This is a genomic window from Vibrio gigantis (genome assembly GCF_024347515.1).
Classification (GTDB): Bacteria; Pseudomonadota; Gammaproteobacteria; order Enterobacterales; family Vibrionaceae; genus Vibrio; species Vibrio gigantis.
The window spans coordinates 2,448,815-2,475,337 of sequence record NZ_AP025492.1; the positions used below are offsets into that span (position 1 = coordinate 2,448,815).

Annotated in this window: 24 protein-coding genes and 1 riboswitch; of the genes, 7 read left to right on the plus strand and 17 right to left on the minus strand. The window is 44.0% G+C overall.

Annotated elements, in window-relative coordinates; genetic code table 11:
• The first annotated feature begins 468 nt into the window (after positions 1-468).
• The gene (gene nhaB / locus OCV56_RS10700) at positions 469-2,061 is read left to right on the plus strand and encodes a Na(+)/H(+) antiporter NhaB (RefSeq protein ID WP_086712927.1); all 1,593 of its coding nucleotides are present in this window, start codon (positions 469-471) and stop codon (positions 2,059-2,061) included.
• 146 nt (positions 2,062-2,207) lie between these two features.
• Positions 2,208-2,717, plus strand: coding sequence for a disulfide bond formation protein DsbB (gene dsbB / locus OCV56_RS10705; RefSeq protein WP_086713014.1), 510 nt, complete (start codon positions 2,208-2,210; stop codon positions 2,715-2,717).
• A gap of 127 nt (positions 2,718-2,844) precedes the next feature.
• Here dsbB and OCV56_RS10710 read toward each other — a convergent pair whose 3' ends face one another.
• Positions 2,845-3,465, minus strand: coding sequence for a YecA/YgfB family protein (locus OCV56_RS10710; RefSeq protein WP_086712928.1), 621 nt, complete (start codon positions 3,463-3,465; stop codon positions 2,845-2,847).
• Between the two features lie 211 nt (positions 3,466-3,676).
• Here OCV56_RS10710 and OCV56_RS10715 point away from each other — a divergent pair, with 211 nt between their 5' ends.
• Both OCV56_RS10715 and dusC read left to right on the plus strand, forming a co-directional pair.
• Complete coding sequence (locus tag OCV56_RS10715) at positions 3,677-4,231, plus strand: type II secretion system protein (protein WP_086712929.1); 555 nt, start codon at positions 3,677-3,679, stop codon at positions 4,229-4,231.
• Positions 4,232-4,302: 71 nt separating this feature from the next.
• Entirely contained in the window at positions 4,303-5,259 is a 957-nt protein-coding gene (gene dusC / locus OCV56_RS10720; RefSeq protein WP_086712930.1) for a tRNA dihydrouridine(16) synthase DusC, read from the plus strand.
• Positions 5,260-5,289: 30 nt separating this feature from the next.
• Here dusC and OCV56_RS10725 read toward each other — a convergent pair whose 3' ends face one another.
• The 4 genes from OCV56_RS10725 to yfbV all read right to left on the minus strand — a co-directional run bounded on the left by OCV56_RS10725 (position 5,290) and on the right by yfbV (position 10,721).
• Entirely contained in the window at positions 5,290-6,756 is a 1,467-nt protein-coding gene (locus tag OCV56_RS10725; RefSeq protein ID WP_086712931.1) for a GGDEF domain-containing protein, read from the minus strand.
• Positions 6,757-6,947: 191 nt separating this feature from the next.
• The gene (gene malZ / locus OCV56_RS10730) at positions 6,948-8,795 is read right to left on the minus strand and encodes a maltodextrin glucosidase (RefSeq protein WP_086712932.1); all 1,848 of its coding nucleotides are present in this window, start codon (positions 8,793-8,795) and stop codon (positions 6,948-6,950) included.
• Between the two features lie 190 nt (positions 8,796-8,985).
• The gene (locus OCV56_RS10735; RefSeq protein ID WP_086712933.1) at positions 8,986-9,951 is read right to left on the minus strand and encodes an ABC transporter substrate-binding protein; all 966 of its coding nucleotides are present in this window, start codon (positions 9,949-9,951) and stop codon (positions 8,986-8,988) included.
• A 317-nt stretch (positions 9,952-10,268) separates the two neighbouring features.
• Positions 10,269-10,721: a terminus macrodomain insulation protein YfbV gene (gene yfbV, locus OCV56_RS10740; RefSeq protein WP_017099049.1), complete on the minus strand. Its 453-nt coding sequence runs from the start codon at positions 10,719-10,721 to the stop codon at positions 10,269-10,271.
• 341 nt (positions 10,722-11,062) lie between these two features.
• On the opposite strand from yfbV, the gene OCV56_RS10745 reads away from it, so the two are divergent.
• A complete protein-coding gene (locus tag OCV56_RS10745; protein ID WP_017107306.1) occupies positions 11,063-12,259 on the plus strand; it encodes an acetate kinase in 1,197 nt (398 codons plus the stop codon).
• A 147-nt stretch (positions 12,260-12,406) separates the two neighbouring features.
• The gene (gene pta, locus OCV56_RS10750) at positions 12,407-14,572 is read left to right on the plus strand and encodes a phosphate acetyltransferase (RefSeq protein WP_086712934.1); all 2,166 of its coding nucleotides are present in this window, start codon (positions 12,407-12,409) and stop codon (positions 14,570-14,572) included.
• A gap of 103 nt (positions 14,573-14,675) precedes the next feature.
• On the opposite strand, the gene OCV56_RS10755 is transcribed toward pta, so the two are convergent.
• From OCV56_RS10755 to moaA, 11 genes are all read right to left on the minus strand, one after another.
• Positions 14,676-15,623 carry a glutathione S-transferase family protein gene (locus tag OCV56_RS10755; RefSeq protein ID WP_086712935.1) on the minus strand — a complete coding sequence of 316 codons (948 nt, stop codon included), beginning with the start codon at positions 15,621-15,623 and terminating at the stop codon, positions 14,676-14,678.
• Between the two features lie 206 nt (positions 15,624-15,829).
• Complete coding sequence (gene oppF, locus OCV56_RS10760) at positions 15,830-16,816, minus strand: murein tripeptide/oligopeptide ABC transporter ATP binding protein OppF (RefSeq protein ID WP_060982296.1); 987 nt, start codon at positions 16,814-16,816, stop codon at positions 15,830-15,832.
• Positions 16,813-17,784, minus strand: coding sequence for an ABC transporter ATP-binding protein (gene oppD, locus OCV56_RS10765; protein WP_012603544.1), 972 nt, complete (start codon positions 17,782-17,784; stop codon positions 16,813-16,815). Before oppD ends, oppF begins: the two co-directional genes overlap by 4 nt.
• A 42-nt stretch (positions 17,785-17,826) precedes the next feature.
• Positions 17,827-18,729: an oligopeptide ABC transporter permease OppC gene (gene oppC / locus OCV56_RS10770; protein ID WP_050647432.1), complete on the minus strand. Its 903-nt coding sequence runs from the start codon at positions 18,727-18,729 to the stop codon at positions 17,827-17,829.
• Between the two features lie 15 nt (positions 18,730-18,744).
• Complete coding sequence (gene oppB, locus OCV56_RS10775; protein ID WP_017062174.1) at positions 18,745-19,665, minus strand: oligopeptide ABC transporter permease OppB; 921 nt, start codon at positions 19,663-19,665, stop codon at positions 18,745-18,747.
• 114 nt (positions 19,666-19,779) lie between these two features.
• Positions 19,780-21,411 carry an ABC transporter substrate-binding protein gene (locus tag OCV56_RS10780; RefSeq protein ID WP_086712937.1) on the minus strand — a complete coding sequence of 544 codons (1,632 nt, stop codon included), beginning with the start codon at positions 21,409-21,411 and terminating at the stop codon, positions 19,780-19,782.
• Between the two features lie 653 nt (positions 21,412-22,064).
• Positions 22,065-22,520 (minus strand): molybdopterin synthase catalytic subunit MoaE, encoded by a 456-nt coding sequence (gene moaE, locus OCV56_RS10785; protein ID WP_086712938.1) that lies wholly within the window; start codon positions 22,518-22,520, stop codon positions 22,065-22,067.
• Between the two features lie 2 nt (positions 22,521-22,522).
• Positions 22,523-22,768 carry a molybdopterin synthase sulfur carrier subunit gene (moaD, locus tag OCV56_RS10790; RefSeq protein WP_055319720.1) on the minus strand — a complete coding sequence of 82 codons (246 nt, stop codon included), beginning with the start codon at positions 22,766-22,768 and terminating at the stop codon, positions 22,523-22,525.
• On the minus strand, positions 22,765-23,244 hold the full coding sequence (moaC, locus tag OCV56_RS10795) for a cyclic pyranopterin monophosphate synthase MoaC (RefSeq protein WP_086712939.1): 480 nt from the start codon (positions 23,242-23,244) through the stop codon (positions 22,765-22,767). Before moaC ends, moaD begins: the two co-directional genes overlap by 4 nt.
• A gap of 12 nt (positions 23,245-23,256) precedes the next feature.
• The gene (gene moaB, locus OCV56_RS10800; protein ID WP_004734027.1) at positions 23,257-23,769 is read right to left on the minus strand and encodes a molybdenum cofactor biosynthesis protein B; all 513 of its coding nucleotides are present in this window, start codon (positions 23,767-23,769) and stop codon (positions 23,257-23,259) included.
• Between the two features lie 90 nt (positions 23,770-23,859).
• Entirely contained in the window at positions 23,860-24,849 is a 990-nt protein-coding gene (gene moaA, locus OCV56_RS10805; RefSeq protein ID WP_086712940.1) for a GTP 3',8-cyclase MoaA, read from the minus strand.
• Positions 24,838-24,990, minus strand: a riboswitch (molybdenum cofactor riboswitch). (Overlaps the previous gene by 12 nt.)
• Positions 24,991-25,184: 194 nt before the next feature.
• On the opposite strand from moaA, the gene OCV56_RS10810 reads away from it, so the two are divergent.
• Complete coding sequence (locus tag OCV56_RS10810) at positions 25,185-26,072, plus strand: YvcK family protein (RefSeq protein ID WP_086712941.1); 888 nt, start codon at positions 25,185-25,187, stop codon at positions 26,070-26,072.
• An 84-nt stretch (positions 26,073-26,156) separates the two neighbouring features.
• Here the strand turns inward: OCV56_RS10810 and luxU are convergent, their stop codons facing one another.
• Positions 26,157-26,501 (minus strand): quorum-sensing phosphorelay protein LuxU, encoded by a 345-nt coding sequence (luxU, locus tag OCV56_RS10815; RefSeq protein WP_048611583.1) that lies wholly within the window; start codon positions 26,499-26,501, stop codon positions 26,157-26,159.
• Between the last annotated feature and the right edge of the window lie 22 nt (positions 26,502-26,523).

Sequence of the window (26,523 nt, forward strand, 5' to 3'; positions counted from 1 at the left end):
CCACCATTTCAACAAACCATTAACACAATAAATTTTCTTTAAAATCAACGAGATTGGTCATATTTTCAAAGTTATTAATTTGCAATATTAAGTTGTAATAATCATATATAAACCGTCGTTATTCTGTAAATTTCAATCATTTCGCTGAAATATTGATTCTAGTCGGTTTTTATCACATTTTAAGTGGTATGCTTGCGCTACTTTGATCGCGTTTCTCAACAAAAAAGAGGTATTTTTAGGGCTACAGGGCTTTTCCTGTTGACTAAATGTTATCTAAGAGTAGAGTTGCGCTCAAAAATAAGCAGTGCTTGAGTTTCTAAGGGAGTGACTTGGCAAGACCACAGAACATTACATGGAATGTAGTTTTTCTAAGTCACTGTTAGTTATAGTTTTTAACAATTTCTATAGCTCGATTCTCAAAATGTTGTATTGCTTGTCTATTCATAATCAACATAAAAGAGTATTAACATGCCGATGTCTCTCGGAAACGCTTTTATCAAGAACTTCCTTGGTAAAGCTCCTGATTGGTATAAACTTGCCATCATTTCCTTTTTAATCATCAACCCGTTTGTTTTCTTCCTAGTTGACCCATTTGTTGCGGGCTGGCTGTTGGTGGTTGAGTTTATTTTCACTCTAGCTATGGCTCTCAAATGCTACCCTCTTCAACCGGGTGGCTTATTGGCAATTCAAGCCGTCGCCATTGGCATGACCAAACCAGAAATGGTTTATCACGAGCTACAAGCAAACCTTCCAGTATTACTCTTACTTGTATTCATGGTTGCTGGTATCTACTTCATGAAAGAACTACTTCTGTTCATTTTCACGAAGATCTTGCTTGGTATCCAATCTAAAATCTTACTCTCTGTCGCTTTCTGTGTTGCTGCCGCTTTCTTATCAGCATTCCTAGATGCACTAACAGTAATCGCCGTAGTTATTAGCGTTGCTGTTGGCTTCTACTCTATCTATCACAAGGTTGCATCAGGCAAAGGCACAACGTCTGCACACGACCATACACACGATGAAGAAATCTCTGAGCTAACTCGTGATGACTTAGAAAACTACCGCGCTTTCCTACGTTCATTACTAATGCACGCTGGTGTTGGTACAGCTCTGGGTGGTGTAATGACCATGGTAGGTGAACCACAAAACTTGGTAATTGCTAAGCAAGCGGGCTGGGAATTCGGTGAGTTTATTATCCGTATGCTGCCAGTAACACTGCCTGTTTTCTTCTGCGGTATTCTAACTTGTGCACTTGTAGAGAAGTTTAAAGTGTTTGGTTACGGCGCAGAATTGCCAACGAATGTTCGTCAAATCTTAGTTGAATTTGACAACAAAGAACGTGCAAACCGCACCAAGCAAGACGTAGCAAAACTATGGGTTCAAAGTGCAATCGCAGTTTGGCTTATTGTCGGCCTTGCGCTTCACGTTGCTGAAGTAGGTTTGATTGGTCTATCTGTGATCATCTTAGCAACTGCATTTACGGGTGTTATTGAAGAGCACTCTATGGGTAAGGCTTTTGAAGAAGCACTGCCATTTACCGCTCTTCTTGCCGTTTTCTTCGCGGTTGTTGCTGTAATCATCGACCAAGCTCTATTCAAGCCGGTAATCGATGCTGTACTTCACGTTGAAGATAAAGGTGCACAGCTCGCCCTATTCTATGTAGCCAACGGTATTCTATCGATGGTTTCAGATAACGTATTCGTCGGTACGGTTTACATCAACGAAGTGAAAACAGCACTGGTTGAAGGCATCATCACTCGCGATCAGTTCGACCTACTTGCTGTTGCTATCAACACTGGTACTAACCTACCTTCTGTTGCTACGCCAAACGGCCAGGCTGCATTCTTATTCCTATTAACATCAGCACTTGCTCCGTTAATTCGACTGTCTTACGGTCGCATGGTTATCATGGCGCTACCATACACCATCGTATTGGCCCTTGTTGGCCTGGCAGGCATTATGTTCTTCGTAGAGCCAATGACAGCATGGTTTTATGATGCAGGTTGGATCATGCAACGCACTGGTGAAGTCGTTGCTCCCGTTATCTCAGGTGGCCACTAATCCAACTTTGTGTTGTAAAGCACAATAAGTGTATCTAACTAATCAAAAATATTAGTTGATTAGGAAACTTATCCAAGATAAAAAGCTCTGAGTAATCAGGGCTTTTTTATTTTATAAACGGGATTAAATTCGTGAACTTTTTTGCAATGCTCAAAGACTTCTCTAAGGGACGTTTATCTTGGCTTTTACTGTTGGCTTTTATTGTCTTTTTTGAGGCATGCGCTCTCTTCTTTCAACACGTAATGATGCTTGGTCCTTGCGTAATGTGTATCTATGAGCGCGTTGCTATGCTTGCTATCGGTCTTGCTGCAATCATTGGTGCTATCGCCCCTCATAACCCAATATCACGCTGGTTAGGTCTTGCTGGGTGGGGACTTGGCGCATACAAAGGTTTGATGCTGGCTTTAGAACACGTTGACTACCAGTTTAATCCTTCTCCTTTTGCTACTTGTGATCTGTTCGTAACCTTCCCAAGCTGGGCGCCTTTAAACCAATGGGCTCCGTGGATGTTTGAAGCTTACGGCGACTGCAGCAAGGTTGTGTGGCAGTTTTTAGAGCTTTCAATGCCACAATGGTTAGTGATTATCTTTGCGGGTAACTTGATTGCTTTCGGTTTTGTTGTCATTTCTCAATTCGTTAAATCAAAGAATGACTAACAATTAGCGCATCATGTACAGAAACTAAAAAGTCGACCCAAAGGTCGACTTTTTTATCGCTTAAGCTTTTTATCACTAAAAGAAAGTCTGTTACTCACTCAAACTTAGTCTATCGAAAAAATCTCGATTAGCTGTTTTTACCGCAACATTGTTTAAACTTCTTACCGCTTTCACAAGGGCAAAGGTCGTTTCGACCAATATCTTTAAACGGGTTCACGCTCTGCGACTTATTACCCAACATAGCTTCATCCGCCGCCATGGCCACTTCTGAAATCATCAGATCGACTTGACCCACTAAGTCGGCAAGTGATGGTGGATTAGTAAGCCCTGCAGCGATCATTTGTTGCTGAGTTTGCTCTTCATCAATCGCTAGCATTAATGTAGTCAACAGAGCTTGCAGCATGCGCAGAGTTCCGTCCGCTACCGTAATGCTTTGCCACTGCTCTTCCACTGTCGGCCAAACCATCATAAAACCTTCCGCAAAATCTGCGAACTGCTCATTGAAGTCACCTTCTGCAAACGCGTCAGTCAGTAAGTATTCACTACGCTGAATCAGGTTGTGCTGACGGTTAATCTGTTCCGTCACTAATGTTACAAGCTCTTTGCCCGCTTCAGGCGCAACGATAGCAATCCATTCTTCAGGATCGAGTGGCTTTGTCGCTAAGTTGGAGGCAAGGATTGCACCTTCGATAAACTGCGGAGTAATGTCAGTGATTGATTCTGGTAGGCTTAATAATTGATATGTCATGAAAGCTCTGGATATTTGGGCATTTTAGATATTATAACGTTATCCCCGCTAAGATGTCGCCAACCACTTCCCTCTGTTTTCTAACCGATAACGATACGCAAACCATTGCTATTCAAATATTGGCGATATTTCACTTATTTCGCTTTGATAATCAGAACCTTGGGTGTAAAACGCTTCCATAAACATTTAGTTACATTTAAGCGAGATCAACATGAAATCAAAATCCCAAGGTTTTACATTACTCGAACTTGTCGTTGTGATCGTTATTCTAGGCATATTGGCGGTGACCGCTGCGCCTCGGTTCCTTGGTGTGCCGAGAGACGCTCATGAAGCACTGGCACAAGGTGCATTTGCCGCGTTCAGAAACAGCATTGATATGTACCATTCTCAATGGCTTGTCGATGGTGAACCTGCTTTTGATCAAGTGGTGAATTACGGCGAAGGCGATGTTTACCCGTCAGAAACTGGTTTCCCAATTTCTGTTCGAGAACAACCACCCACAGGAGCTCCGCAAGTTGCAGGTGACCAATGTGTTGCACTCTGGAACTCTTTGATTGATTCTGATTTAGTCGCCCGCTCCCAATACGATACTGGCTTTATTTTGCCTTCCGATGAAGCCATTGTTAGTTGGTACACTGGAACACCTGAGTGTTATTACTACTACACTCCAAGCTTCACGAGCTCTGAACGTTTACCCATTCTCTATTATTCACCGATTACCGGAGAAGTAAGAATAACTCGAGAAATGGCAAACACCGCTCCTTAGTGACAATCTAACTAACACGCCGTACAATCACGCCTCGAATTTTTCGGTTCACTCAGTTTCGGTAAAACAGCATGCGCGTAATACTTGGCCCTATGGAGGGCGTTCTAGATCACCTAATGCGTGAAATTCTCACAGAGATCAATGATTACGATCTCTGTGTAACAGAATTTGTGCGCGTCGTTGATCAACTTCTTCCTCCACATGTGTTCCACCGCATTTGCCCTGAACTGCATCAAGGCTCTCAGACCATGGCAGGTGTACCAATCCACCTCCAGCTTCTAGGACAACATCCAAATTGGATGGCCGAAAATGCTTTTCAGGCTGCTAGCTTAGGCGCTAAAGGCATTGATCTTAATTTTGGTTGCCCAGCAAAGGCGGTCAACAAAAGTAATGGTGGTGCGTCACTGCTAAAAGAGCCAGAACTCATCTATCAAGTGGTCAAGTCTTGTCGAGAAGCAGTACCTGCACACATTCCTGTGTCCGCAAAGATTCGATTGGGTTGGGAACATCCGGAAGAGTGCTTTGAAATTGTCGATGCCATCGAACAAGCGAATGCTGACGAACTCACTGTACATGCAAGAACCAAAGTTGGCGGCTATAAAGCCAGCGAAATCAAATGGGATTACATCAATCAAATAAGAGAAAAGACTTCTCTACCATTGATTGCTAATGGGGAAATCTGGAACTATCAAGATGGTCAAGATTGCATAGAAGCAACAGGCGTCGATTCATTGATGGTCTGCCGTGGTGCTTTCAATATTCCAAACCTTGGTAACGTCGTTAAGCACAACCACCAAAAAATGCCGTGGGATAAAGTCATTGAACTTTTACTGCGTTATTCAGAGTTTCAAATTAAAGGGGACAAAGGCATGTACTACCCTAATAGAGTGAAGCAGTGGTTTGTTTATTTAAGCAAAGGCTACCCTGAAGCGAACGAACTATTTAAAGAAATTCGTACTTTCAAGAAGGCGCCACCAATTGTAGAACGCCTTCAGCGTTATCAAGAAGAACGCCGCCAAGCTGTTTAAGATTACGCGCTTAACGATTCAATAACGTGGCTAGAATTCAAGACGGTCTTTACCCGTCGTCTTAGCCACGTACAGCTTTTCATCGGCGTACTTAAATATCTCGTCGAAGTTAAGTTTACTCTGCTCAGTTTCAACAATGCAGACACCGCCAGATACCGTAAATCCATTTGGAATAATGTCGGTTGAAGTAGAACAAATCGCATTCTTCACTCGCTCTAATGTTCTCATCAAAGTGTCACGATCTTCACCTTTCATGTAAACGACAAACTCTTCACCGCCAAACCGTGCTGCTACGTCACTGCTTCGTACACTGTTACTTATCTGACGAGACATATAACGAATCACATCATCCCCCCTATCGTGCCCGTAGGTATCGTTGATTGACTTAAAATCATCGATATCAAATACCGTTAAGGCAAACAGTTGATCGTGCTCTACGCTGCGCCAAAACGCTTCTAAGCCACGACGATTCAACAACCCTGTCATAGGGTCTTTGGCTGCAAGGTCTTTGAAGTAACCGCGTTCAATATTGGAATTTACATAGAAAAAGATAGTTACAGAGAAGAGATACACAATGATGGCAACAATAAGACTGTCTTTCTCATACACGAAAAAGTGCTCAACCTCTTTCGCGATATCTAACTCGTAATACATCGCATGGTGAGATGCGACACCGTCCAGATTAATCTCATGGTAGAAGGCCGCACTATCATTCGGCATAGTACGAGTAGTATCTATAATATCGATCCGGCCTGCCAAGTGTTCGTTGGAATTTGCAAGCAATCTACTTGTATTAATATCAACCGACAGCATCCCTTGGTGAACGCCCTTATGGAATACCGGAATAGTCATGCTGATTGTACGATTGACGGACTCAAAACGAAAACCAGGGCCAGAGAGCGTCAATTGGTCAGGGTTGTTGGCCGTCTTCTGCCAATAAGGGCGGCTCTTTATTGTCGAAAGCAGCTCTTTGCTGATCCTCTTGGCAAAATCTTCTGGCGAAGATATCACATACCCACGCGTATCAATAAAGTGGACACCGTCATGGTATTCATCAAGCTGGGATAAAAATGAAAGAATGGGGGCTAGAGCAATCTTTTCTGATGCACTTTTGTAGCTATTACTGGTTTCAGAACAAAGGGATTCTTCACCAACCAACATGTAGTCAATGTCGACAGAAGGAATATCTGAGGTTTTGCCATCCGCAAGCAGCAATACATCAATCGGCCAGATTTGACAGAGCCCATCCACAACTTGTTTGTTGTGATCGAGAAAGAGAGGGTTTCCTGATTTGTAGTAGTTGGAGAAGCTGTAGTCTAGGGCAGTCACCACTTTTGTGGTTCTTTTGAACACCTCTTCGATACGATGGAACTCACTGTCGATGTCTTTTTTAACCGAATCAAAATGGTTCTTTCCTATTAGGCCAAGTAACATTGCGGCGATCACAGCGGGAAACCCGAAGACAAAGGTTAGGCTAAAGTGCCTATTTACTTTCATATAATGTGCTCTTAGCGGTCAGCTATTTTCATTTACCCCATTAATATTATTACATTAATTGTCATTTTCCTCGAGGTAAAAGAGTGTAAATTGATATGAATCAGGCCTAAACATTAAACAGCGAATTCCTTTTAAAAAACGAACCCCGCATCAAGCGGGGTTAGCTGAGATTATTTGAGTCAGTATAAAATTCAACGATTTACCACATCAAAGATCTTGGCTTGCATCGCTGGAGCGGTGATATCAACTGCACCATTAGCAATGAGCGCCCCCTTCATTTGACCTGACAGCTCGACCAACTCTCCTTGTTCTTGTCCAAGCATCCACACAGGTAAAGACAACTCTTTTTCATCTTGGGATAGGTTTAGAACAACCAGTGTGTTTTCGCCATTGAGACTACGGGCAAACACTAACGTCTCGGTGTCACAATATAATTCGAGATAGGCTCCGTTTTGTAAGCTGTGACGTTCTGTTCTCAGTTTTATCAACGCTTGATGAAATGGGAACCAAGACGAAGAACCTTCCTCTCCCCATGGGAAGCACCTGCGATTATCCGGATCTTGCCCCCCTTCTAAACCCACTTCTGTCCCGTAGTATAAGCACGGGGTTCCGACATAGGTAAACAATAACGTCAGAGCCAGTTTTTGCTTAGCTTGGTCACCATTTAACAGCGTTAGAAGTCGAGCTGTATCGTGACTATCCAATTGATTCAGTTGCGATAATTGGTTCAACCAAGGGACTTTCGCCCTAGCTTCAGCTAACCAGTCAGAGAAAGCGAGCATATCAATGTCAATAGAATCGTATGCGATGTCTTGCTTTGCCAACAGCGCACGTACTGGGTGAGCGAAACCATAATAGTTCATCGACCCATCTTCTTGTGTGCCTTGTAGCCATGATGTGGCCTCAAAGAAATGCTCTCCCAAGATGTAGGCTTCAGGGTTCTCTGCTTTTGCTGAATTCCGAAATGCCTCTACGTAATGCGCATTGTTATACGCGCCCTCACCCTCGCCTAACATATGAATCACATCGAAGCGCCACCCATCGACATTATAAGGCGCTTTCAGCCAATGCTTTATCACAGAGTCTTGCGACTGATATATGTAATCTCGCACGGATGCATTAGAAAAATTTAAGACAGGAAGCGAGCTAATGCCTTTCCAACCCACATATTGCTTTGGATTGTCAGGATCGAAAAAATAGTAGTTATGATATGCCGAGCCTGGATGGTCATAGGCACCCGAGCTAGTGACTTTCAGCTTATCGAACCAAGGGTGCTCGACAGAGGTATGATTAAACACAGCATCCAGAACGATTCTCATATCACGACTGTGGATGTCCTCTGAAAGTGCAGCGAACTCGTCATTGGTACCGAAATGCGAGTCAATGTTGTAGTAATCAGTTGTGTCGTATTTGTGATTACTAGGCGACTGAAAAATTGGATTAAGATACAGGGCGGTGATACCAAGATCTTGTAGATAATCTAACTTGCTATGAATGCCTGCAAGATCGCCACCGAAGAACTCCGCAGCACCGGTTCCATTATGCCCTTCTACAGCATCGCCCCACTCTTTCACCACAACATCTAAGGTATTTTCTTTTAAGCGATATTCCCCAGATTTGACGCTAATACTCGGGTTTCCGTTACAAAAACGTTCTGGGAAGATTTGATAGAAAACTTGCTCTGATACCCATGATGGTGGTTGATGTAGGCTATTAAACTTAAAGTGAAATTCACGACTCGGAACACGACAGTGAACCCCTTTCGCATCCAGCCAGTACTGCCCTTTTGAATCGACAAGCTTGAACGCATAGTGAGTAACGCTTCTATCTGTATTTACTGGAAAAGAAGTCTGCCAAAGCGTCAACCGACCTTGTGTGCCGACCTTTGTCATACCAAGCAGATACTCTTCGTTATCTGGCTCGTGCCTCAGCTGAACCTTTTGCCAGTCATCACGTTCAGACATTATTGTTACGGTTAATACGCCATCTTTTTCATGGAAGTAATCAGAAGTTTGAGCATGAAAGATAAATGGTTTCATAGCGTTTCTCGAGCAATGTTCAATTTGCTTAAGATATGAAAAATTTCATTGACCACAATGAGAAAAATAACATCCGTTAAAGTAGATCACGTTTTGTAGATCCACTTTGTTTTCAGTAAGTCGATATCTCTCAAAATGAACAAATGAATTGCTCGTTTTTTATAGGGAGATCTAATTTGGAATTGTTATATCAACGGCTAACTATCGCACGATCGATCACAGACTGAGGTACAGTCACGCCAAGCTTACGAGCAGCATCTAGGTTCACCACCAGCTGAGAACTCTGCGCAGTTTTGACACTCAGCTTCCCTGGCTTCTGTCCGTTCAGAATTGCAGCCACATAATCCGCAGTTTGAATCCCAACATCATAATAATCTAGGCCTAAACCAGCAATCGCCCCCTTGCCCACATAAGACGTCGCACCTGCAACCACAGGTGTGCCAGCTTGGTTTGCAGCGTCTATCAGCCCCTCCATACCGCTAGCAACCGTATTGTCGGTCAACGCATAGATAACATCAGATTTCTTCGCGACGGATTCTGCTTTTGCTTCTACATCATCGATGGTCAGCACTTTTTCAGTATGAAGTGTATAACCGAAATCTCGGGTCGCCTTTCTCAATAACCCAACTAACGCAACGGCATTCGCTTCGGCAGGGTTATAAACCACACCGATTGAACTAGCCTCAGGAAGAAGCTCTTTGATCAAAGATACATGTTGGACTATTGGCGAGAGATCAGAAAGACCCGTGACATTTCGGCCCGGCTTATCTAACTGTTTGACAAGCCTTGCACCGACGGGGTCAGTTACTGCGGTAAACACAATTGGTATCGAGCGAGTTGCTGAAACCAAAGCTTGAGAAGTTGGTGTTGCGATACCAACGAGTACATGCGGGTTTTCACTGACCAACTCTCTGGCAATCTTTGCTGCCTGAGCCGGGTTGCCATCAGCCATTTCATAGGAAAATTCTAAGTTCTTGCCGGGTTCATAGCCTTTAGCTCTTAATCCTTCAAGAAGCCCTAAGCGCGTTGCATTCAAATCTGGATGATCGACAACTTGTGAAACCGATACCTTGGCAATATTTGCTGCCACGCTACTAGCCCACATCAACAGACAACCACTCAACGCAGCCGTTAATACTCTTCTTACAGAACCCATCAATACTCCCTTCATCAAGCGCTCGTTGTTATTGCTCGATCTAGAGAGAACACAACATTAAATTCACTATTGATATTATTACCAGTAAGTTTTGATAACTTGAAGTGATATTTAACAAAAACACAACAAAGCTCGAATTATGCGTCAAAAGGCTGGTTGGGTTGAATCCGTAAGTAAGAAACGAAGTGAATAACAAGAGGCAAATGAAACGAACAGCAAAAAGTAAGACAAACAAAAAGTGTCATGGGAACGAATCTGAGAACATGCCATCAACTAAGTATAGCTGTTCTCAGACGATAGGGAGCTGTGAGGTTTTCTTAGAACCAACGTTCCATTGAAGATTTGTCTAACTGACGGAATGCGCGATTCAGGATAATCGCCAATTCCTTATAACGAGGGCGCGACTTCATCGGTTCTAACGCAAAACCCGTTTCAGTGATCTTTTCATGCAATTCACGGTACCAAGATACTAGCGCTGGAGGAAGTTGTGTATTTGAGCGATTGCCCAACCACCACATGCCTTGAAGCGGCAAGCTGATTGCAAACAAAGCCATAACCACAGCCTGTGGCATCGCTTGGTAATTATTAAAAACCATTTGTGTAAGAACACTAATAGCGGCAATCGCAGGCATCACTTTCACGCCAAAACGCGTCGCTTTAATAATGCGCTGTTCTGGGAAGATCGCGTTTAACTCTTTTCGGACGGGCCAGAGATCCATGTACTTTTGGCCATCTTTTAAACTACTAGCTAAACCAACTCTATTGCTCATATGAGTCTCCCATTAAAAAAAAGTTGAAACCATCAACTAAAAACACAAAAATTTGACGAAAAATAATATTCTTTCAAATTTTTTTGTTATATTTGCACAATATCGCTATTATTTGCAGACCTCAATCTCATTGTTGCCCTTATTTACAATTTAAGCAACTTTGGGAAGACTTCTGCAAGGAATGCACAAGCCTCTTTTTGATAAAGAGCGCTTTCACTTTATACGGAAATTAACGTTTTTTTGACCAAGGTTAGTACGCAAGCCTATGTGCTTCGACTATTCTTGAGATTAATTTTCATCCTTAACTGATTTCGATCAGAAAAATAAACAGGTAGTCATTAATGTCTAAGCTAGTTTTAGTTTTAAACTGTGGTAGTTCTTCTCTTAAATTCGCTGTTGTTGATGCAGAAACAGGTGCAGAGCACCTAACTGGTCTTGCTGAGTGTCTAGGTCTTCCAGAAGCTCGTATGAAGTGGAAACTTGATGGCAAGCATGAAGCACAACTAGGCGCGGGCGCAGCTCACGTAGAAGCACTATCTTTCATGGTAGAAACTATTCTTGCTTCTAAGCCTGAGCTTAAAGCTAACCTTGGCGCTATCGGTCACCGTATCGTACACGGTGGCGAGCAGTTCACTTCTTCTGCACTTATCACTGATGAAGTTCTTAAGGGTATTCAAGATGCTGCGACTTTCGCACCTCTTCACAACCCAGCTCACCTTATCGGTATCGAAGCAGCTCAACAGAACTTCCCTGGTCTACAAAACGTTGCTGTATTTGACACTGCGTTCCACCAAACTATGCCTTCAGAGTCTTACCTATACGCTCTACCGTACAACCTGTACAAAGAGCACGGCATCCGTCGTTACGGCATGCACGGTACTTCTCACCTATTCATCACTCGTGAAGTTGCAGGCCTACTAAACAAGCCAGTTGAAGAAGTTAACATCATCAACTGTCACCTAGGTAACGGCGCTTCTGTATGTGCTATCAAGAACGGTCAATCTGTAGATACTTCTATGGGTCTTACTCCTCTTGAAGGTCTTGTAATGGGTACTCGTTGTGGTGACCTAGATCCTGCGATCATCTTCCACCTACATGACGCTCTTGGTTACTCTGTTGAAGAAATCAACAACATGCTAACTAAAGAGTCTGGCCTAGCTGGTCTAACTGAAGTGACTTCTGACTGTCGTTTCGTTGAAGACAACTACGGTGAGAAAGAAGAAGCAACTCGTGCAATGGACGTGTTCTGTCACCGTCTAGCTAAGTACGTTGCTGGCTACACTGCAACTCTAGAAGGTCGTCTAGACGCAATCACTTTCACTGGCGGCATCGGAGAGAACTCTGGCCCAATCCGTGAAATGGTTCTTAACCGCCTAGGCATCTTCGGCATCGAAGTTGACGGTGAAGCTAACCTTAAAGCTCGTTTCGGCGGCGAAGGTACTATCACTACAGCTAACAGCCGTATCCCTGCAATGGTTATCTCGACTAACGAAGAGCTAGTAATTGCTGAAGACACTGCGAAACTAGCAGGTCTTTAATTGATTTTCCTGACTAGCTTCACTTGAAGCTAGTCAGTTTTTCATATTAAGAAAATGGGGCTCAACTTCTATTCCTACCCCAATTTAAATATCGGTGGGAATAGCAGTTGAGCTTTTTTTATTTCCAATAGTCAAAGGTGTTCGTCAATGTCACGTACTATTATGCTTATCCCTACAAGCGCTGGTGTTGGTCTTACTAGTGTTAGCATGGGTGTTCTTCGCGCTATGGAGCGTAAGGGCGTAAGTGTTTCTTTCTACAAGCCAATCGCTCAGCCTCGTAGCGGTGGTAACCAACCAGATCTAACGTCTACAATCATCAGCGCAAACAGCGACATTAAGATTGGTGAGCCAATCGCAATGACTAAAGCTGAAGCTTTGATCGGTAGCGAGAAAATGGACGTACTTCTTGAATCTGTTGTTGAGCAATACAACAAAATCAACAAAGACGCAGAAGTAACGCTAATCGAAGGCCTAGTACCTACTCGTAAGCACCCATTCGCTAACCAAGTAAACGCAGAAATCGCGAAAACACTTGGTGCAGAGATCGTATTCGTTGCGACTCCTGGTACTGACAATCCTACGCAACTTAAAGAGCGTATCGAAGTAGCATGTTCTAACTTCGGCGGTACTAAGAACAAGAACATCAAAGGCGTAATCATCAACAAGCTTAACGCTCCTGTTGATGAAGCTGGCCGTACTCGCCCTGACCTATCTGAAATCTTTGATGATGCAGACAGCGCTCAGCAAGCGAACCTTGAAGTAATGCAAATCTTCAATTCTAGCCCTATCCGTGTTCTTGGCTGTGTGCCATGGAGCATCGACCTAATCGCAACTCGTGCGGTTGATATGGCTAAGCACCTTAACGCTGAAATCGTTAACGAAGGTGAAATCTCAACTCGTCGTATTAAGAGCATCACTTTCTGTGCACGTTCTCTACCGCACATGATTGAGCACTTCAAGCCAGGTTCACTGCTAGTAACTTCTGCAGACCGTCCTGACGTTATCGTTGCTGCAGCTCTTGCTGCGAAAAACGGTGTTGAGATTGGCGCAATCCTACTGACTGGCGGTTACGACATTCCAGAAAGCATTGCTAACCTTTGTGCACCAGCATTCGCTTCTGGTCTACCGATCTTCAAGGCTCAAGGTAACACTTGGCAGACGTCTCTTAACCTACAGAGCTTCAACCTAGAAGTTCCTGCAGACGATAAAGAGCGTATCGAGTTCGTTAACGATCACGTTGCAAGCCACATTGACGGCCCTTGGATTGATTCTCTATCTGAAGGTACTCAAGGTATCCGTCGTCTAAGCCCACCAGCATTCCGTTACCAGCTAACTGAATTTGCTCGTAAAGCAGCTAAGCGCATCGTACTTCCTGAAGGTGATGAGCCACGTACAGTTAAAGCTGCGGCTATCTGTGCTGAGCGCGGTATCGCAACGTGTGTACTTCTAGGTAACCCAGAAGAAATCCGTCGTGTAGCTGCACAGCAAGGTGTTGAGCTTGGTGCTGGCGTTGAGATCATCGACTCTGCATCAGTTCGCGAAAACTACGTAGCTCGTCTAGTAGAACTTCGTGGCGCTAAAGGTATGACTGAAGTTGTTGCTCGTGAGAAGCTAGAAGATTCAGTATTCCTAGGTACTATGATGCTTGAAGCTGGCGAAGTTGACGGCCTAGTTTCTGGTGCTGTTCACACTACGGCGAACACTATCGTTCCTCCGTTCCAGATCATCAAGACTGCTCCTGATGCTTCTATCGTATCTTCAATCTTCTTCATGCTTCTGCCTGATCAAGTTCTTGTATACGGTGACTGTGCGATCAACCCAGATCCAACGGCTGAACAGCTTGCTGAAATCGCTATCCAATCTGCAGATTCTGCTGCGGCATTCGGTATCGACCCACGCGTTGCTATGATCTCTTACTCTACTGGTGAATCTGGTAAGGGTGCAGACGTAGATAAAGTACGTGAAGCAACAAAACTTGCTCAAGAGAAACGTCCTGATCTAGTGATCGACGGTCCTCTACAGTACGATGCTGCTATCATGGAAAATGTTGCTGCTTCTAAAGCACCAAACTCTCCAGTAGCTGGTAAAGCGACTGTATTCGTATTCCCAGACCTAAACACGGGTAACACGACTTACAAAGCTGTACAGCGTTCAGCAGATCTAGTGTCTATCGGTCCAATGCTTCAAGGTATGCGCAAGCCAGTAAATGACTTGTCTCGTGGCGCTCTAGTAGACGACATCGTTTACACTGTAGCTCTAACGGCTATCCAAGCAGACCAAGCAGCTCAAGCTGAAGAAAAAGTAATTAACTAATTTTTCTTTTGTAGAAAGCAAAAACCCTAGATGTTTATCTAGGGTTTTTTTATGTCTGACAGATATCTTTGTTTTGATTTAGAACGGCTTGCTCGCCGGTAAGTTAGCCCAAATTTTCACGACCGTGCGCTGATTCAAGATCTAATTCAGGCCCTTTAGGGACAACTTGAGTTGGGTTGATACCTGTATGGCTGTAGTAGTAGTGACGCTTAATGTGATAGTAATCGGTTGTCTCTTTGATCCCCTCGACTTGATACAACTCTTTTAAGTAACCTTGAATATGTGGGTAGTCAGCAATTCGCTGCTTGTTACACTTGAAGTGCCCAACATAAACCGCATCAAATCGAACTAAAGTGGTAAACAAACGCCAATCCGCTTCTGTAATCTCGTTACCCGCTAAATAACGATGTTCGCTAAGATGAGCATCTACTTTATCTAATGCTGTGAATAGCGCATCGTACGCCTCTTCATAGGCTTCTTGTGTTGTTGCAAAGCCCGTTCGGTACACGCCATTGTTGATATTCGGATAGATATAATCATTCCAATGATCAATCTTGCTCGCCAATTCCCACGGGTAGTAATCATCAGTGTTGCCCGTAAGCTCGTTAAATTCTGAGTTAAACATACGGATAATCTCAGACGACTCATTACTCACAATGGTATTGGTCTTCTTATCCCATAACACAGGCACCGTTACTCTGCCTGAGTAATCCGGTTTAGCTTGGGTGTAAATTTGATGCATGCGGGTATGACCGAACAGAGGTTCAGGTAACCCCATTTGCCAACCTTCGCTCATCATGTCCGGGCATACAACCGTCACGTCAATGTGATCGGTTAGGTCTTTAAGTTCACGGAAGATCAGCGTGCGATGCGCCCACGGACAAGCTAACGATACATATAGGTGGTAACGACCACTTTCTGGCTTAAATTGCGCTCCGGCTTTATTTTCAACCCAGTTGCGAAAGCCCGCATCTTCACGAACGAACTTACCACCGCTTTCTTTGGTGTCGTACCACACATCGTGCCAAACACCTTCAACTAACTTGCCCATATCCAAACCTCTGTGATGCTAACTTTTCTTTAGTATAAAAAAAGCCAACTATTTCAAAACTAGAAGAAGTTGGCTTAGTTGTTCGAATATTTTGATGAAGCTTGTTGAGCGGAAATCAATACACTTAAACCTAGGACAAAAAAAGCGCGACTCTAATAACTAGTCGCGCTTAAGCCTGTCACAGGCTGAACCGTTTTAAATAGGCTCTAGACTTGTACGTGCAAGCAAGATACTGCGTGAACGTCATCGCCTTGAATCGTTGGCTTAGTTTGCGCACACGCCTCTGTTGCTTGTGGGCAACGAGTACGGAACACACAACCAGATGGCGGGTTGATTGGTGACGGTAGATCACCTTCCAACATCTGAATGGTTTTGCTGCGCTCTAAGCGTGGGTCTGGAATTGGAACTGCAGACATCAAGGCTTTGGTGTACGGGTGCTTAGGATCAGAGAACAATGCATCTGATTCACCAAGCTCTACCGCATTACCTAGGTACATCACCAATACACGGTCGGAGATGTGTTTAACCACCGACAAATCGTGCGCGATGAATACCAAAGACAAACCTAGTTCTTTTTGTAGCTCCTTCAGAAGGTTAACTACTTGAGCTTGGATAGATACATCCAATGCCGAAACAGGTTCATCACAGATGATCATCTTAGGTTTCAAGATGAGAGCGCGTGCAATGCCGATACGCTGACACTGACCACCTGAGAACTCATGCGGGTAACGGTTGATTACGTTTGGTAGTAGACCAACCTTTGCCATCATCTCTTTAACTCGGTCCTTCACTTCCTGTTTAGAAAGCTCTGGATAAAAAGTCTCTAGAGGCTCTGCAATGATATCACCAACAGACATACGCGGGTTAAGCGATGCTAGTGGGTCTTGGAAGATCATCTGAATCTCTTTACGAGTTTCACGGCGCTTCACTTCCTGCATCTTAGTTAGGTCTTGACCTAACCACATCACTTGCCCTTCAGTCGCTTCAACCAAGCCGATAATCGCGCGTGCAAAAGTAGACTTACCGCAACCAGACTCACCAACTACACCTAATGTTTCACCTTCATAAAGATGAACATCAACACCATCAACCGCTTTAAGGTTCGATGGTTTCGCCCAAGGCCAAGCTGACTTAGCCGCAATGCTAAAGTGAACTTTCAGGTCTTTAATATCTAATAGTAATTCTTTACTCATTTTGTCCAAGTCTCCCAATCAGAAAAACAAGCACGCTGACGGTCTTTAGCAAATGGCTGCAAAATCGGTGCTTCTTGCTTACAACGGTCCATTACACGGTGACAACGGTCTTGGTAAGGACAACCTGTTGGTAGGCGAAGTAAGTTAGGTGGGTTACCTGGAATCGTCGGTAAAATTTCACCTTCAGTATCCAAACGAGGAATCGCTTTAAGCAGACCTTCTGCGTATGGGTGGCTTGGCTCGTAGAAGATTTCATCAACCGTGCCGTACTCCATTGTACGGCCCGCGTACATCACCAGTACTTTGTCACATGAGCCAGCAACAACACCCAAGTCATGGGTGATCATGATGATTGCCGTATTGAACTCATCTTTAAGTTCGTTCAGCAATTCCATGATTTGCGCTTGAATGGTTACATCCAGTGCCGTTGTTGGTTCATCCGCGATAAGCAATTTAGGACGACACAGTAGTGCCATTGCGATCATCACACGCTGACGCATACCGCCAGAAAATTCGTGTGGATACATAGTAATACGTTTACGGGCTTCAGGGATTTTCACCGCTTCAAGCATACGTACTGATTCTTCAAACGCTTCCGCTTTACCCATGCCTTTATGCAGCATAAGTACTTCCATCAACTGATCACTTACTTTCATATAAGGGTTCAGTGAGGTCATTGGGTCTTGGAAGATCATCGCGATCTGTTCAGCACGAACCTTGTTCAGCGCTTTTTCAGGCAGGTTGAGGATTTCATTACCTTCAAACTTTGCACTGCCTGAGATGATGCCATTCTTAGCCAGCAGCCCCATCAGTGCAAATACAGTTTGTGATTTACCTGAACCCGACTCACCAACAATGCCCAGCGTTTCGCCTTGGTTGAGTGAGAAGTTCAGATCGTTTACTGCGGTTACGATACCATCTTGCGTGGTAAATTCGACGCGCAGATCTTTGACATCTAATAAGCTCATTATTGCTTCCTTAATCTTTTATAGCTTTTAATTGCTATTTCTTTATCTGTCTTTTGGATCAAGCGCGTCGCGCAGACCATCACCTACGTAGTTAAAGCAGAACAGCGTTACTACCATGAATGCCGCAGGGAATGTTAGTTGCCAAATTGCAACTTCCATTGTTTGCGAACCTTCTTGAAGCAATGCGCCCCAGCTTGTCATAGGCTCTTGAACACCAAGACCAAGGAAAGATAAGAATGATTCTGTAAGGATCATGCTTGGAATAAGCAGCGTAGAGTAAACCGCTACGATACCCAGTACGTTCGGAACGATATGACGTGTAATGATCTTCCATTTGCTTACACCACATACGTGTGCAGCTTCAATGAACTCTTTACTGCGTAAGCTTAACGTTTGACCACGTACAATACGCGCCATATCTAGCCAAGCAATCGCACCAATAGCAACGAAGATTAGGATGATGTTACGACCAAAGAATGTCACTAGAACGATTACTAGGAACATGAATGGTACTGCGTACAAGATCTCTAGGATACGCATCATCACTCGGTCAGTACGACCGCCAATGAAGCCTGAAGCTGCACCGTAAAGCGTACCAATCAGTACCGCTACGAATGCCCCCATCACACCAACCATCAATGAGATACGGCCACCGATAAGAGTACGAACGTACAAGTCACGACCTAAACTATCAGTACCAAACCAGTGATCTGCATTTGGACCAACATGCATTGCGTACCAGTCAGTATCGTCATAAGTGTACTGAGCAAGCATCGGCAAGAAGATAACTGCCAGTACCATAAGCGTAAGAATGAACAGACTCACCATTGCTGCTTTGTTTCGCATGAAACGAATGCGCGCATCCTGCCACAAACTACGACCTTCGATCTCTAAGCTCTCAGAGAACTTTTCGATCGCTTCTAAATTTTCTTTTTTCTTCAACATAACCATGCGTCCCTGTTAGTAGCGAATTTTCGGGTCAATCAGCGCTAGCAAAATATCAACGATTGCGTTGAACAAGATGAATAGGAAACCAATCAAGATGGTTACACCCATTACTAGCGAGTAGTCACGGTTAAACGCGGCGTTAACAAACAGCTTACCGATACCTGGTAGGCCGAAGATGGTTTCAACAACAACAGAACCTGTGATAATACCCACAAACGCAGGTCCCATGTAAGAAACAACAGGCAGCATTGCTGGCTTAAGTGCATGTTTTAGAATGATATAACGGTAGCTTAAACCTTTTGCACGAGCAGTTCGGATAAAGTTACTGTTTAGCGTTTCAATCATGCTACCACGAGTAATACGAGCGAAAGTTGCTACGTACAGAAGAGACATCGCGATAACAGGCAGCACGATGTACATGAATGTACCGCCATGCCAGCCACCTGCTGGGAATATGTTCCAGTGCAGGGAGAAAAGGTAAATAAGTGCCGGTGCCAACACGAAGGATGGCATCACCACCCCCAGCATGGCGGTCGACATAATGGTGTAGTCGACCCAGGTATTATGCTTCAAGGCGGCAATTGTCCCGACGGTGACCCCCATCAATAGTGTGAAGATAAAGGCAACGAAACCTACCTTCGCAGATACTGGAAGTGCAACCGCGATCAGCTCATTTACTGTGTAATCTTGGTATTTAAAAGAGGGACCGAAGTCACCTTGTAAGATATTTGTCAAATACGTGGTGTATTGTTCAAATACTGGTTTATCTAAGCCGTATTTAGCTTCGATGTTAGCCATAACTTCTGGCGGTAATGGACGCTCGCTTGAAAACGGGTTACCCGGTGCGAAACGCATGAGAAAGAAAGATATAGTGATCAACACCAACATGGTTGGAATCGCTTCAAATATCCTTTTCATAATGAATTTAAGCATAAACTCACTCTTTCAGTCTGTGACAATTAAAATTAGAAAGACGCTACATGCGCGCCCTGCGCATGTAGTGTCTGTATCGTTATAGTTATATTAACTTTTTAGAATCGAAGCTTATTATTGAGCTTTGATGTATAGGTCTTTCGAGAAGATCTTGTCTTCCGCGTTGTTGATTGGGAAACCACCAACATGCGGGTTAAGTAGACGTGATTTCACGTATTGGTAGATAGGAGCGATTGGCATATCCTTTGCCATTAGCGCCTCAGCTTCTAGGTAAAGTGCTTTACGCTCTTCTTCTGAAGTTGAGTTAAGTGCTTTATCGATGATTTTGTCGTAAGCCGCGCTGTCGTAGTGAACACCACCAGTTGTGTTGTTACTCTTCATTAGCGTTAAGAACGAAGACGCTTCGTTGTAGTCACCACACCAACCAGCACGTGCTACTTCGAAGTCACCAGAATCTTTAGAAGATAGGTACGTTTTCCACTCTTGGTTCTCAAGTGTTACAGAAAGACCCAGTGTTTTCTTCCACATAGAGCCTAGCGCTACAGCAATCTTCTTGTGGTTCTCAGAAGTGTTGTAAAGAAGGTTGAAGTTCAGTGGGTTATCTTTGCCGTAACCTGCTTCTTCAAGAAGACGTGCCGCTTCTGCGTTACGCTCTTTTTGAGACATCTTACCGTAAGCAGGTAGCTCAGGGTCGAAGCCAGCTGTGATTTCAGGCGTTAGGAAGTACGCAGGTTTTTGACCTTGCGCTAGGATCGCACCTGTTACGATATCACGGTCGATTGCGTAAGAGATTGCTTGACGAACTCGAACATCATCAAATGGTGCTTTCTTCGTGTTGAAGATGTAGTAGTAAGTACATAGGTTACCCGCTACAGATACATCTTCCGCGTATTCTTTTTGAAGGCGCTTGAAGTGTTCAGTTGGAAGTTCGTTTGTGAAGTCGATTTCACCAGATAGGAAGCGGTTCATTTCCGCTACTTGGTTTTCGATTGGCAAGAAGGTTACTTTATTTAGAACCGTCTTATCGTTGTTCCAGTATTGGTCGTTACGTTTTAGAACTAAACGCTCGTTAACAACCCATTTATCAACAGAGAATGCTCCGTTGCCAACAAAGTTTTCAGGCTTAGTCCACTGATCACCGTATTTTTCAACAGTCGCTTGGTGTACTGGCTTCATTGTTGTGTGGCCCATCATCATTACGAAGTATGGTACCGCTGTTTCTAATTCAACAACAAGAGTGTTTGCATCTACAGCTTTAACGCCTAGCTCGCTCTTGTCTTTCTTGCCCGCTACGATGTCCTTCGCATTCGCCATCTTGGTATATTCCATGTACCAAGCGTATGGAGAAGCCGTTGCAGGATCCACTGCACGTTGCCAGCTGTAAACGAAATCTTCAGCTGTTACAGGATCGCCGTTAGACCATTTTGCGTCTTTACGTAGGTGGAAAGTGAATGTTTTGTTGTCTGTCGTTTCCCAGCTTTCAGCAACACCAGGGATAGTATTGCCGTCGCCGTCTTGGTTCACTAGACCTTCTAGAAGATCACGAATTACGTGAGATTCTGGTACACCTTGAGATTTGTGTGGGTCGATAGTCGCAACTTCAGTACCGTTACCGCGAACAAGTTCCTGAACTTTTGCTAGTTCTGTACCTGCTGGAACTTCAGCAGCGATAGAAAGAGTAGACGTGGCAGCCACTGCCAAACCAGCACCTAGAAGAAGGGCCTGAGTGATTTTATTCTTGTACATTTAATAAACTCCAAGTTTTTCCGTATTGCATCCATGACTTCTTTGCTAGGTTCACTGAACGGCAGTGATTTAGATTTATTTAGCTCAAAATTTAAGCATAAAAATCTAAAACCTTACAAAGATTGAGGCACACACTATCAACCATTGAAGTAATTTGCCATAAACAAGTCGCAAAAAATCGGATAATTCTCCGAATTACTTAATGTAATAGTGTAAATCTCTAATAAAAACCTAATGAATAGTGAGTTACACATAAGGATTAATTAAAAAACAGCCTTTAGTGTTGATGTATCTGTATTGATACTTTTTTTTAGCATCTTATGCTAGAACACCGCCAGCAAATTAACATTAATGCCACATGAAATCTAATTGCACATCACATATCCCCTAAATAGACTCCACTATTTGTGAGGGTTATCACTTTATACAAAACAGCATAATGCACTGCACCAAAACGGAAAATTCGATGCACTAATTCAGACAAAATTGATGGTTGAATTTATATGCAACAGCAGTGATTAACAATTTATTAAAGCACTGGTCGTTTATAAATCAATTAATGATGGGTACAAAAAAACCGACCTAAATGGTCGGCATTTGACTGTCTCATATACAAATGAGTAAATATTGAAGCAACATCACTTTAAGAGAAATTACTTCTCCCAGCGCTCTGCTGCTTTTGCATCTGAATCACGAGAATCTACCCAACGAGTCGCCTCGGTGGTACGTTCTTTTTTCCAAAACGGCGCTTTGGTTTTCAGGAAGTCCATAACAAACTCACAAGCTTCAAAGGCAGCACTTCGGTGCGCACTCGATACACCAACGTAAACAATCTGGTCACCGATATCTAGGTCACCAACGCGGTGAATCACTCGCATTTTCAGGATAGGCCAGCGTGCTTCAGCTTGATCACAAATCTCGCTCAGCGACTTCTCTGTCATCCCCGGATAGTGCTCCAGAGACAAACCAATCACATTGTCGCCAAGGTTCATGTCGCGAACTTTACCAACAAAGGTCACAACAGCGCCTGCAGAGGTGCCTTCAGAGAGAAATGCGTACTCATCAGCAACAGAGAAGTCTTCAGTAGTCACTACTACTCTTGAATCCATGACTAGCCTCCAGTTACAGGTGGGAAGAAAGCCACTTCGTCACCGTCTTTCACTTCAGTCGTCAAAGGCACGATAGATTGGTTAAGCGCAGCCAGAAGCTTACCCTCTTCCAAAGCGATATCCCATTTGCCTTCTTGTTCTACAAGGTGACTGCGAATCGCTTCAATCGTCTTGAACTGTGCATCAACTTCAACGCTGTCCACACCAACAAGTTCACGAGTTTGAGCAAAGAAAAGTACTGTAATCATGATTCCACCTTAAAGTGACCAGATTTACCACCCGTCTTCTCTAACAAGCGTACATTCTCGATAACAATGTCTTTCTGAACAGCTTTACACATATCGTAAATCGTTAACGCAGCAACAGAAGCAGCCGTTAGCGCTTCCATTTCTACGCCGGTCTTACCTGCAAGCTTACAAACAGATTCGATGCGAACCTTGTTTTCAGACTCGATAGCTTCAAGCTGCACTTCTACTTTGGTTAATAGTAGAGGGTGACACAGTGGAATCAGATCCCACGTCTTCTTAGCCGCTTGAATACCCGCGATACGTGCCGTTGCGAAAACATCACCTTTATGGTGGCTACCAGAAACAATCAGCTCTAGCGTTTCAGCCGACATGTGTACGAAAGCTTCCGCTCTCGCTTCACGTACTGTCTCAGCTTTAGCCGATACATCGACCATGTTTGCTTCGCCAGACGCGTTAATGTGTGTAAATTGGCTCATACTCAAACCGCCTTATACAGAAAGGTGTGGCATGAAGTTACAAGGGCGGTGGCTAGCATCCATCTGTTGCTTGATGATCTTAGTCCAACCTGTGCGACAAGCACCTGTAGAACCTGGCATTGCAAAGATTACTGTGTGGTTAGCAAAGCCCGCAATCGCACGAGATTGAATTGTCGATGTACCGATCTCTTCGTAAGACACTTGGCGGAATAGCTCACCAAAGCCTTCTACTTCTTTGTCGAATAGTGGCTTAAGCGCTTCAGGAGTGCTGTCACGAGAAGTGAAACCCGTACCGCCTGTGATCATGATTGCTTGTACGCTTTCATCAGCGATCCACTTAGATACGATCGCGCGGATCTTGTACATATCGTCAATAACGATTTGTTTATCAACAACGTTGTGGCCCGCTTCTTTAGCATGTTCAGCTAGGTAACCACCTGACGTGTCATTTTCTTCTGTACGCGTATCTGAAACCGTTAGTACTGCGATGTTTGCTGCTTGGAATTTGCTTTCTGCGTGACCCATTTGTTCACCTATATAAATTTTTCAATGATTAGACTGATTCGCCCAGCCTAAAGAAGCAGAGCGATAAAATGCTTTAGAGTATATAGCGGGTTAGCCGCCGATTGACGCCAAGTTTGGAGTCATTCCGCTGTTGCCATCATGCAAGAAGTGGCTAACAGACTTGGTTTGAAGCTGAGCCTGAATTCGGTCAATGAGTGCTTGCTCTTGTTGATCTTCTTGAATCAGATCTCTCAGTTCAACACCGTGGTCGCCAAACAGACATAGGTGAAGCTTACCGGTCGCAGAAACGCGCAGGCGGTTACAACTCTCACAAAAGTCTTTCTCGTAAGGCATGATCAAACCAATTTCACCCTTATAGTCTGGGTGGACAAACACTTGCGCTGGGCCATCATTAACGGCTTTGACTTTTAATAGCCAACCATTAGCAATTAGCTGATTACGAATCGCAACGCCAGACAAATGGTGTTTATCAAACAATTCGTCCATCTCGCCAGTTTTCATCAGCTCGATAAAACGTAATTGAATAGGTTTGTCTTTGATCCAATTAAGGAAGGCTGGTAATTCCTGACTGTTGAGGTCTTTCATTAATACGACGTTCACTTTGACTTGTTCAAAGCCAACCTCAAACGCTTTATCAATGCCTCGCATAACCTCAGTAAACTTATTCTCACCAGTGATCTGATGGAACATGCGTGAATCTAAGCTATCCACGCTCACGTTTATATGGGTTAAACCAGCATCACGCCATTGCCCTACTTGTTTCTCCATGCGGTAGCCATTGGTTGTCGTGGCTACTTTTTCGATGCCTGGAGTAGAAGCAACGGTATGTATGATTTCAGGAAAGTCTTTACGCAGACTCGGCTCTCCGCCTGTAATGCGGATCTTTGAGGTACCACAATCTGCAAACGCTTTAACAACGCGTTTGATCTCGGGAACACTTAAAAAAGACGAGTTTTTTTGCCCTGACGGTTTATAACCATCTGGTAAGCAGTAAGTACATTTAAAGTTACAGACGTCTGTAACCGACAAGCGCAAGTAATAAAACTTGCGATGGAATCTATCTTCGAATTGTTGCGCCACGGAACACCTTTCCAAACACGGGAGGCATAATCATTTCCAATTAAGCCCTTGTGACAACATGTCACTGGCTCTTGATGCGTATCGGTACAGCAAATACCACTGTGCGACTTAGCATGCGAGAGCTCGGAGTTATGGCAACTGGGCGTTATATTCACACGCGCAGTAGCTGAGTAATAAAATACTTAATATTTGTACGTGAATCTAGCTTTGATGACAAAAAACGGGTCACATCGGCAAAAAAAACGTATCAAACCCTCAAAATAACTCTTGTTGAGTATCTGACGAGAAGCATTTAACCTAAATTATAGTTGGTAATAACCTAACAAGAACAATAAATGAATATTTACTCTTCAAAGAAAGTCGTAGCAATCGGCGGTGGCCATGGCTTAGGTCGCATGCTAGCTGCATTAAAAGACTTTGGGAACAACGCAACTGGCATTGTTGCAACGACAGATAACGGTGGCTCCACCGGACGCATTCGAGATTGCCAGGGCGGCATCGCATGGGGAGATACTCGCAACTGTATCAACCAATTAATCACTGAACCGTCGATCAGTTCGATGATGTTTGAGTATCGCTTTCGCGGACAAGGTGAGTTAGACGGCCACAACTTAGGTAACCTAATGCTAACGGCGTTAGACAATCTTTCCGTTCGCCCATTGGAAGCGATTAACCTAATTCGTAACATGCTCAAAGTCGATGTCAATATCGTCCCGATGACCGAGCATCCTTCGGATCTCACAGCCCTATCAATGGACGGCCGTTGGGTAACTGGCGAAACCAACGTTGATGACATGACAGAAAAGCTACGCATGATGGACTTGTCTCCAGAAGTGCCTGCAACCAAAGAAGCTGTTGCTGCCGTTGAGCAAGCAGACTGTATTGTCCTTGGCCCAGGAAGCTTTTTAACCAGTGTTATGCCGCCACTGCTACTGCCAGAAATTGGTAAAGCAATCGCAGAAAACACCACGGCAAAAGTTATCTTCGTTGAAAACCTTTCTCCGGAGCACGGTCCTGCAGGGAAAATGACGCTTCAAGAGCAATTGGAGTGGTGTGAACGTACCTGTAAGGCAAGAAAAATAGACATTGTGTTGGGCAATGAACCACACCCTGAACTAGAAGGGCTATGGAATTGCGTGACCACTGATCTTGCCTCTCCAAACCGAGATTGGCGACACGACCGCGTAAAACTCCAACAAGCGATTAGGGAGCAGTTGGCTTAACTTAGTTAACTGAATCTGATTTCCAAATCCCAATAAAAAAGGAGCATCACGCTCCTTTTTTAATCTCAGTAATAACTCGCCGTTTTAGAGATCCGTCATCAACTGCTGATATTCAGTGTACGTCGATAACAACAGTTCTTGCATATCTTGAAAATCAACCTCAGTGACAGGCAGCGCTTGCTTCACTTTTGCGTCTAAGCTAATCGCAAAGCTACACAAAGAATCCGCACCAAAGCTCGCTGCGCTGCTCTTAAGTGCATGGCTGATATCGGCCAAGTACTTAGATGTATCCGACTCTTTATTTATCTCTAGGTGTTCGTAGTAACCTTTCAATTCACCTAAAAAGATTTCCAGTAAAACTGGGACATTCTCTTGCCCTATTTCACCGGCAAGCTCATCAACTTTTTGCTGATTTAATACTTTGGTCATTATTATTTTCTTATTGTTTGGT

Excerpts from the sequence above, each read along its gene's own strand:
- nhaB (WP_086712927.1), top strand. The coding sequence starts at position 469 with ATGCCGATGTCTCTCGGAAACGCTTTTATCAAGAACTTCCTTGGTAAA.
- oppF (WP_060982296.1), bottom strand. The coding sequence starts at position 16,816 with ATGAGTAAAGAATTACTATTAGATATTAAAGACCTGAAAGTTCACTTT.
- oppB (WP_017062174.1), bottom strand. The coding sequence starts at position 19,665 with ATGCTTAAATTCATTATGAAAAGGATATTTGAAGCGATTCCAACCATG.
- dusC (WP_086712930.1), top strand. The coding sequence starts at position 4,303 with ATGCGCGTAATACTTGGCCCTATGGAGGGCGTTCTAGATCACCTAATG.
- OCV56_RS10755 (WP_086712935.1), bottom strand. The coding sequence starts at position 15,623 with ATGGGCAAGTTAGTTGAAGGTGTTTGGCACGATGTGTGGTACGACACC.
- moaE (WP_086712938.1), bottom strand. The coding sequence starts at position 22,520 with ATGGATTCAAGAGTAGTAGTGACTACTGAAGACTTCTCTGTTGCTGAT.
- moaD (WP_055319720.1), bottom strand. The coding sequence starts at position 22,768 with ATGATTACAGTACTTTTCTTTGCTCAAACTCGTGAACTTGTTGGTGTG.
- yfbV (WP_017099049.1), bottom strand. The coding sequence starts at position 10,721 with ATGAGCAATAGAGTTGGTTTAGCTAGTAGTTTAAAAGATGGCCAAAAG.
- moaB (WP_004734027.1), bottom strand. The coding sequence starts at position 23,769 with ATGGGTCACGCAGAAAGCAAATTCCAAGCAGCAAACATCGCAGTACTA.
- OCV56_RS10780 (WP_086712937.1), bottom strand. The coding sequence starts at position 21,411 with ATGTACAAGAATAAAATCACTCAGGCCCTTCTTCTAGGTGCTGGTTTG.
- OCV56_RS10710 (WP_086712928.1), bottom strand. The coding sequence starts at position 3,465 with ATGACATATCAATTATTAAGCCTACCAGAATCAATCACTGACATTACT.
- dsbB (WP_086713014.1), top strand. The coding sequence starts at position 2,208 with ATGCTCAAAGACTTCTCTAAGGGACGTTTATCTTGGCTTTTACTGTTG.
- luxU (WP_048611583.1), bottom strand. The coding sequence starts at position 26,501 with ATGACCAAAGTATTAAATCAGCAAAAAGTTGATGAGCTTGCCGGTGAA.
- OCV56_RS10810 (WP_086712941.1), top strand. The coding sequence starts at position 25,185 with ATGAATATTTACTCTTCAAAGAAAGTCGTAGCAATCGGCGGTGGCCAT.
- OCV56_RS10725 (WP_086712931.1), bottom strand. The coding sequence starts at position 6,756 with ATGAAAGTAAATAGGCACTTTAGCCTAACCTTTGTCTTCGGGTTTCCC.
- malZ (WP_086712932.1), bottom strand. The coding sequence starts at position 8,795 with ATGAAACCATTTATCTTTCATGCTCAAACTTCTGATTACTTCCATGAA.
- oppD (WP_012603544.1), bottom strand. The coding sequence starts at position 17,784 with ATGAGCTTATTAGATGTCAAAGATCTGCGCGTCGAATTTACCACGCAA.
- moaC (WP_086712939.1), bottom strand. The coding sequence starts at position 23,244 with ATGAGCCAATTTACACACATTAACGCGTCTGGCGAAGCAAACATGGTC.
- pta (WP_086712934.1), top strand. The coding sequence starts at position 12,407 with ATGTCACGTACTATTATGCTTATCCCTACAAGCGCTGGTGTTGGTCTT.
- OCV56_RS10735 (WP_086712933.1), bottom strand. The coding sequence starts at position 9,951 with ATGGGTTCTGTAAGAAGAGTATTAACGGCTGCGTTGAGTGGTTGTCTG.
- OCV56_RS10745 (WP_017107306.1), top strand. The coding sequence starts at position 11,063 with ATGTCTAAGCTAGTTTTAGTTTTAAACTGTGGTAGTTCTTCTCTTAAA.
- OCV56_RS10715 (WP_086712929.1), top strand. The coding sequence starts at position 3,677 with ATGAAATCAAAATCCCAAGGTTTTACATTACTCGAACTTGTCGTTGTG.
- oppC (WP_050647432.1), bottom strand. The coding sequence starts at position 18,729 with ATGTTGAAGAAAAAAGAAAATTTAGAAGCGATCGAAAAGTTCTCTGAG.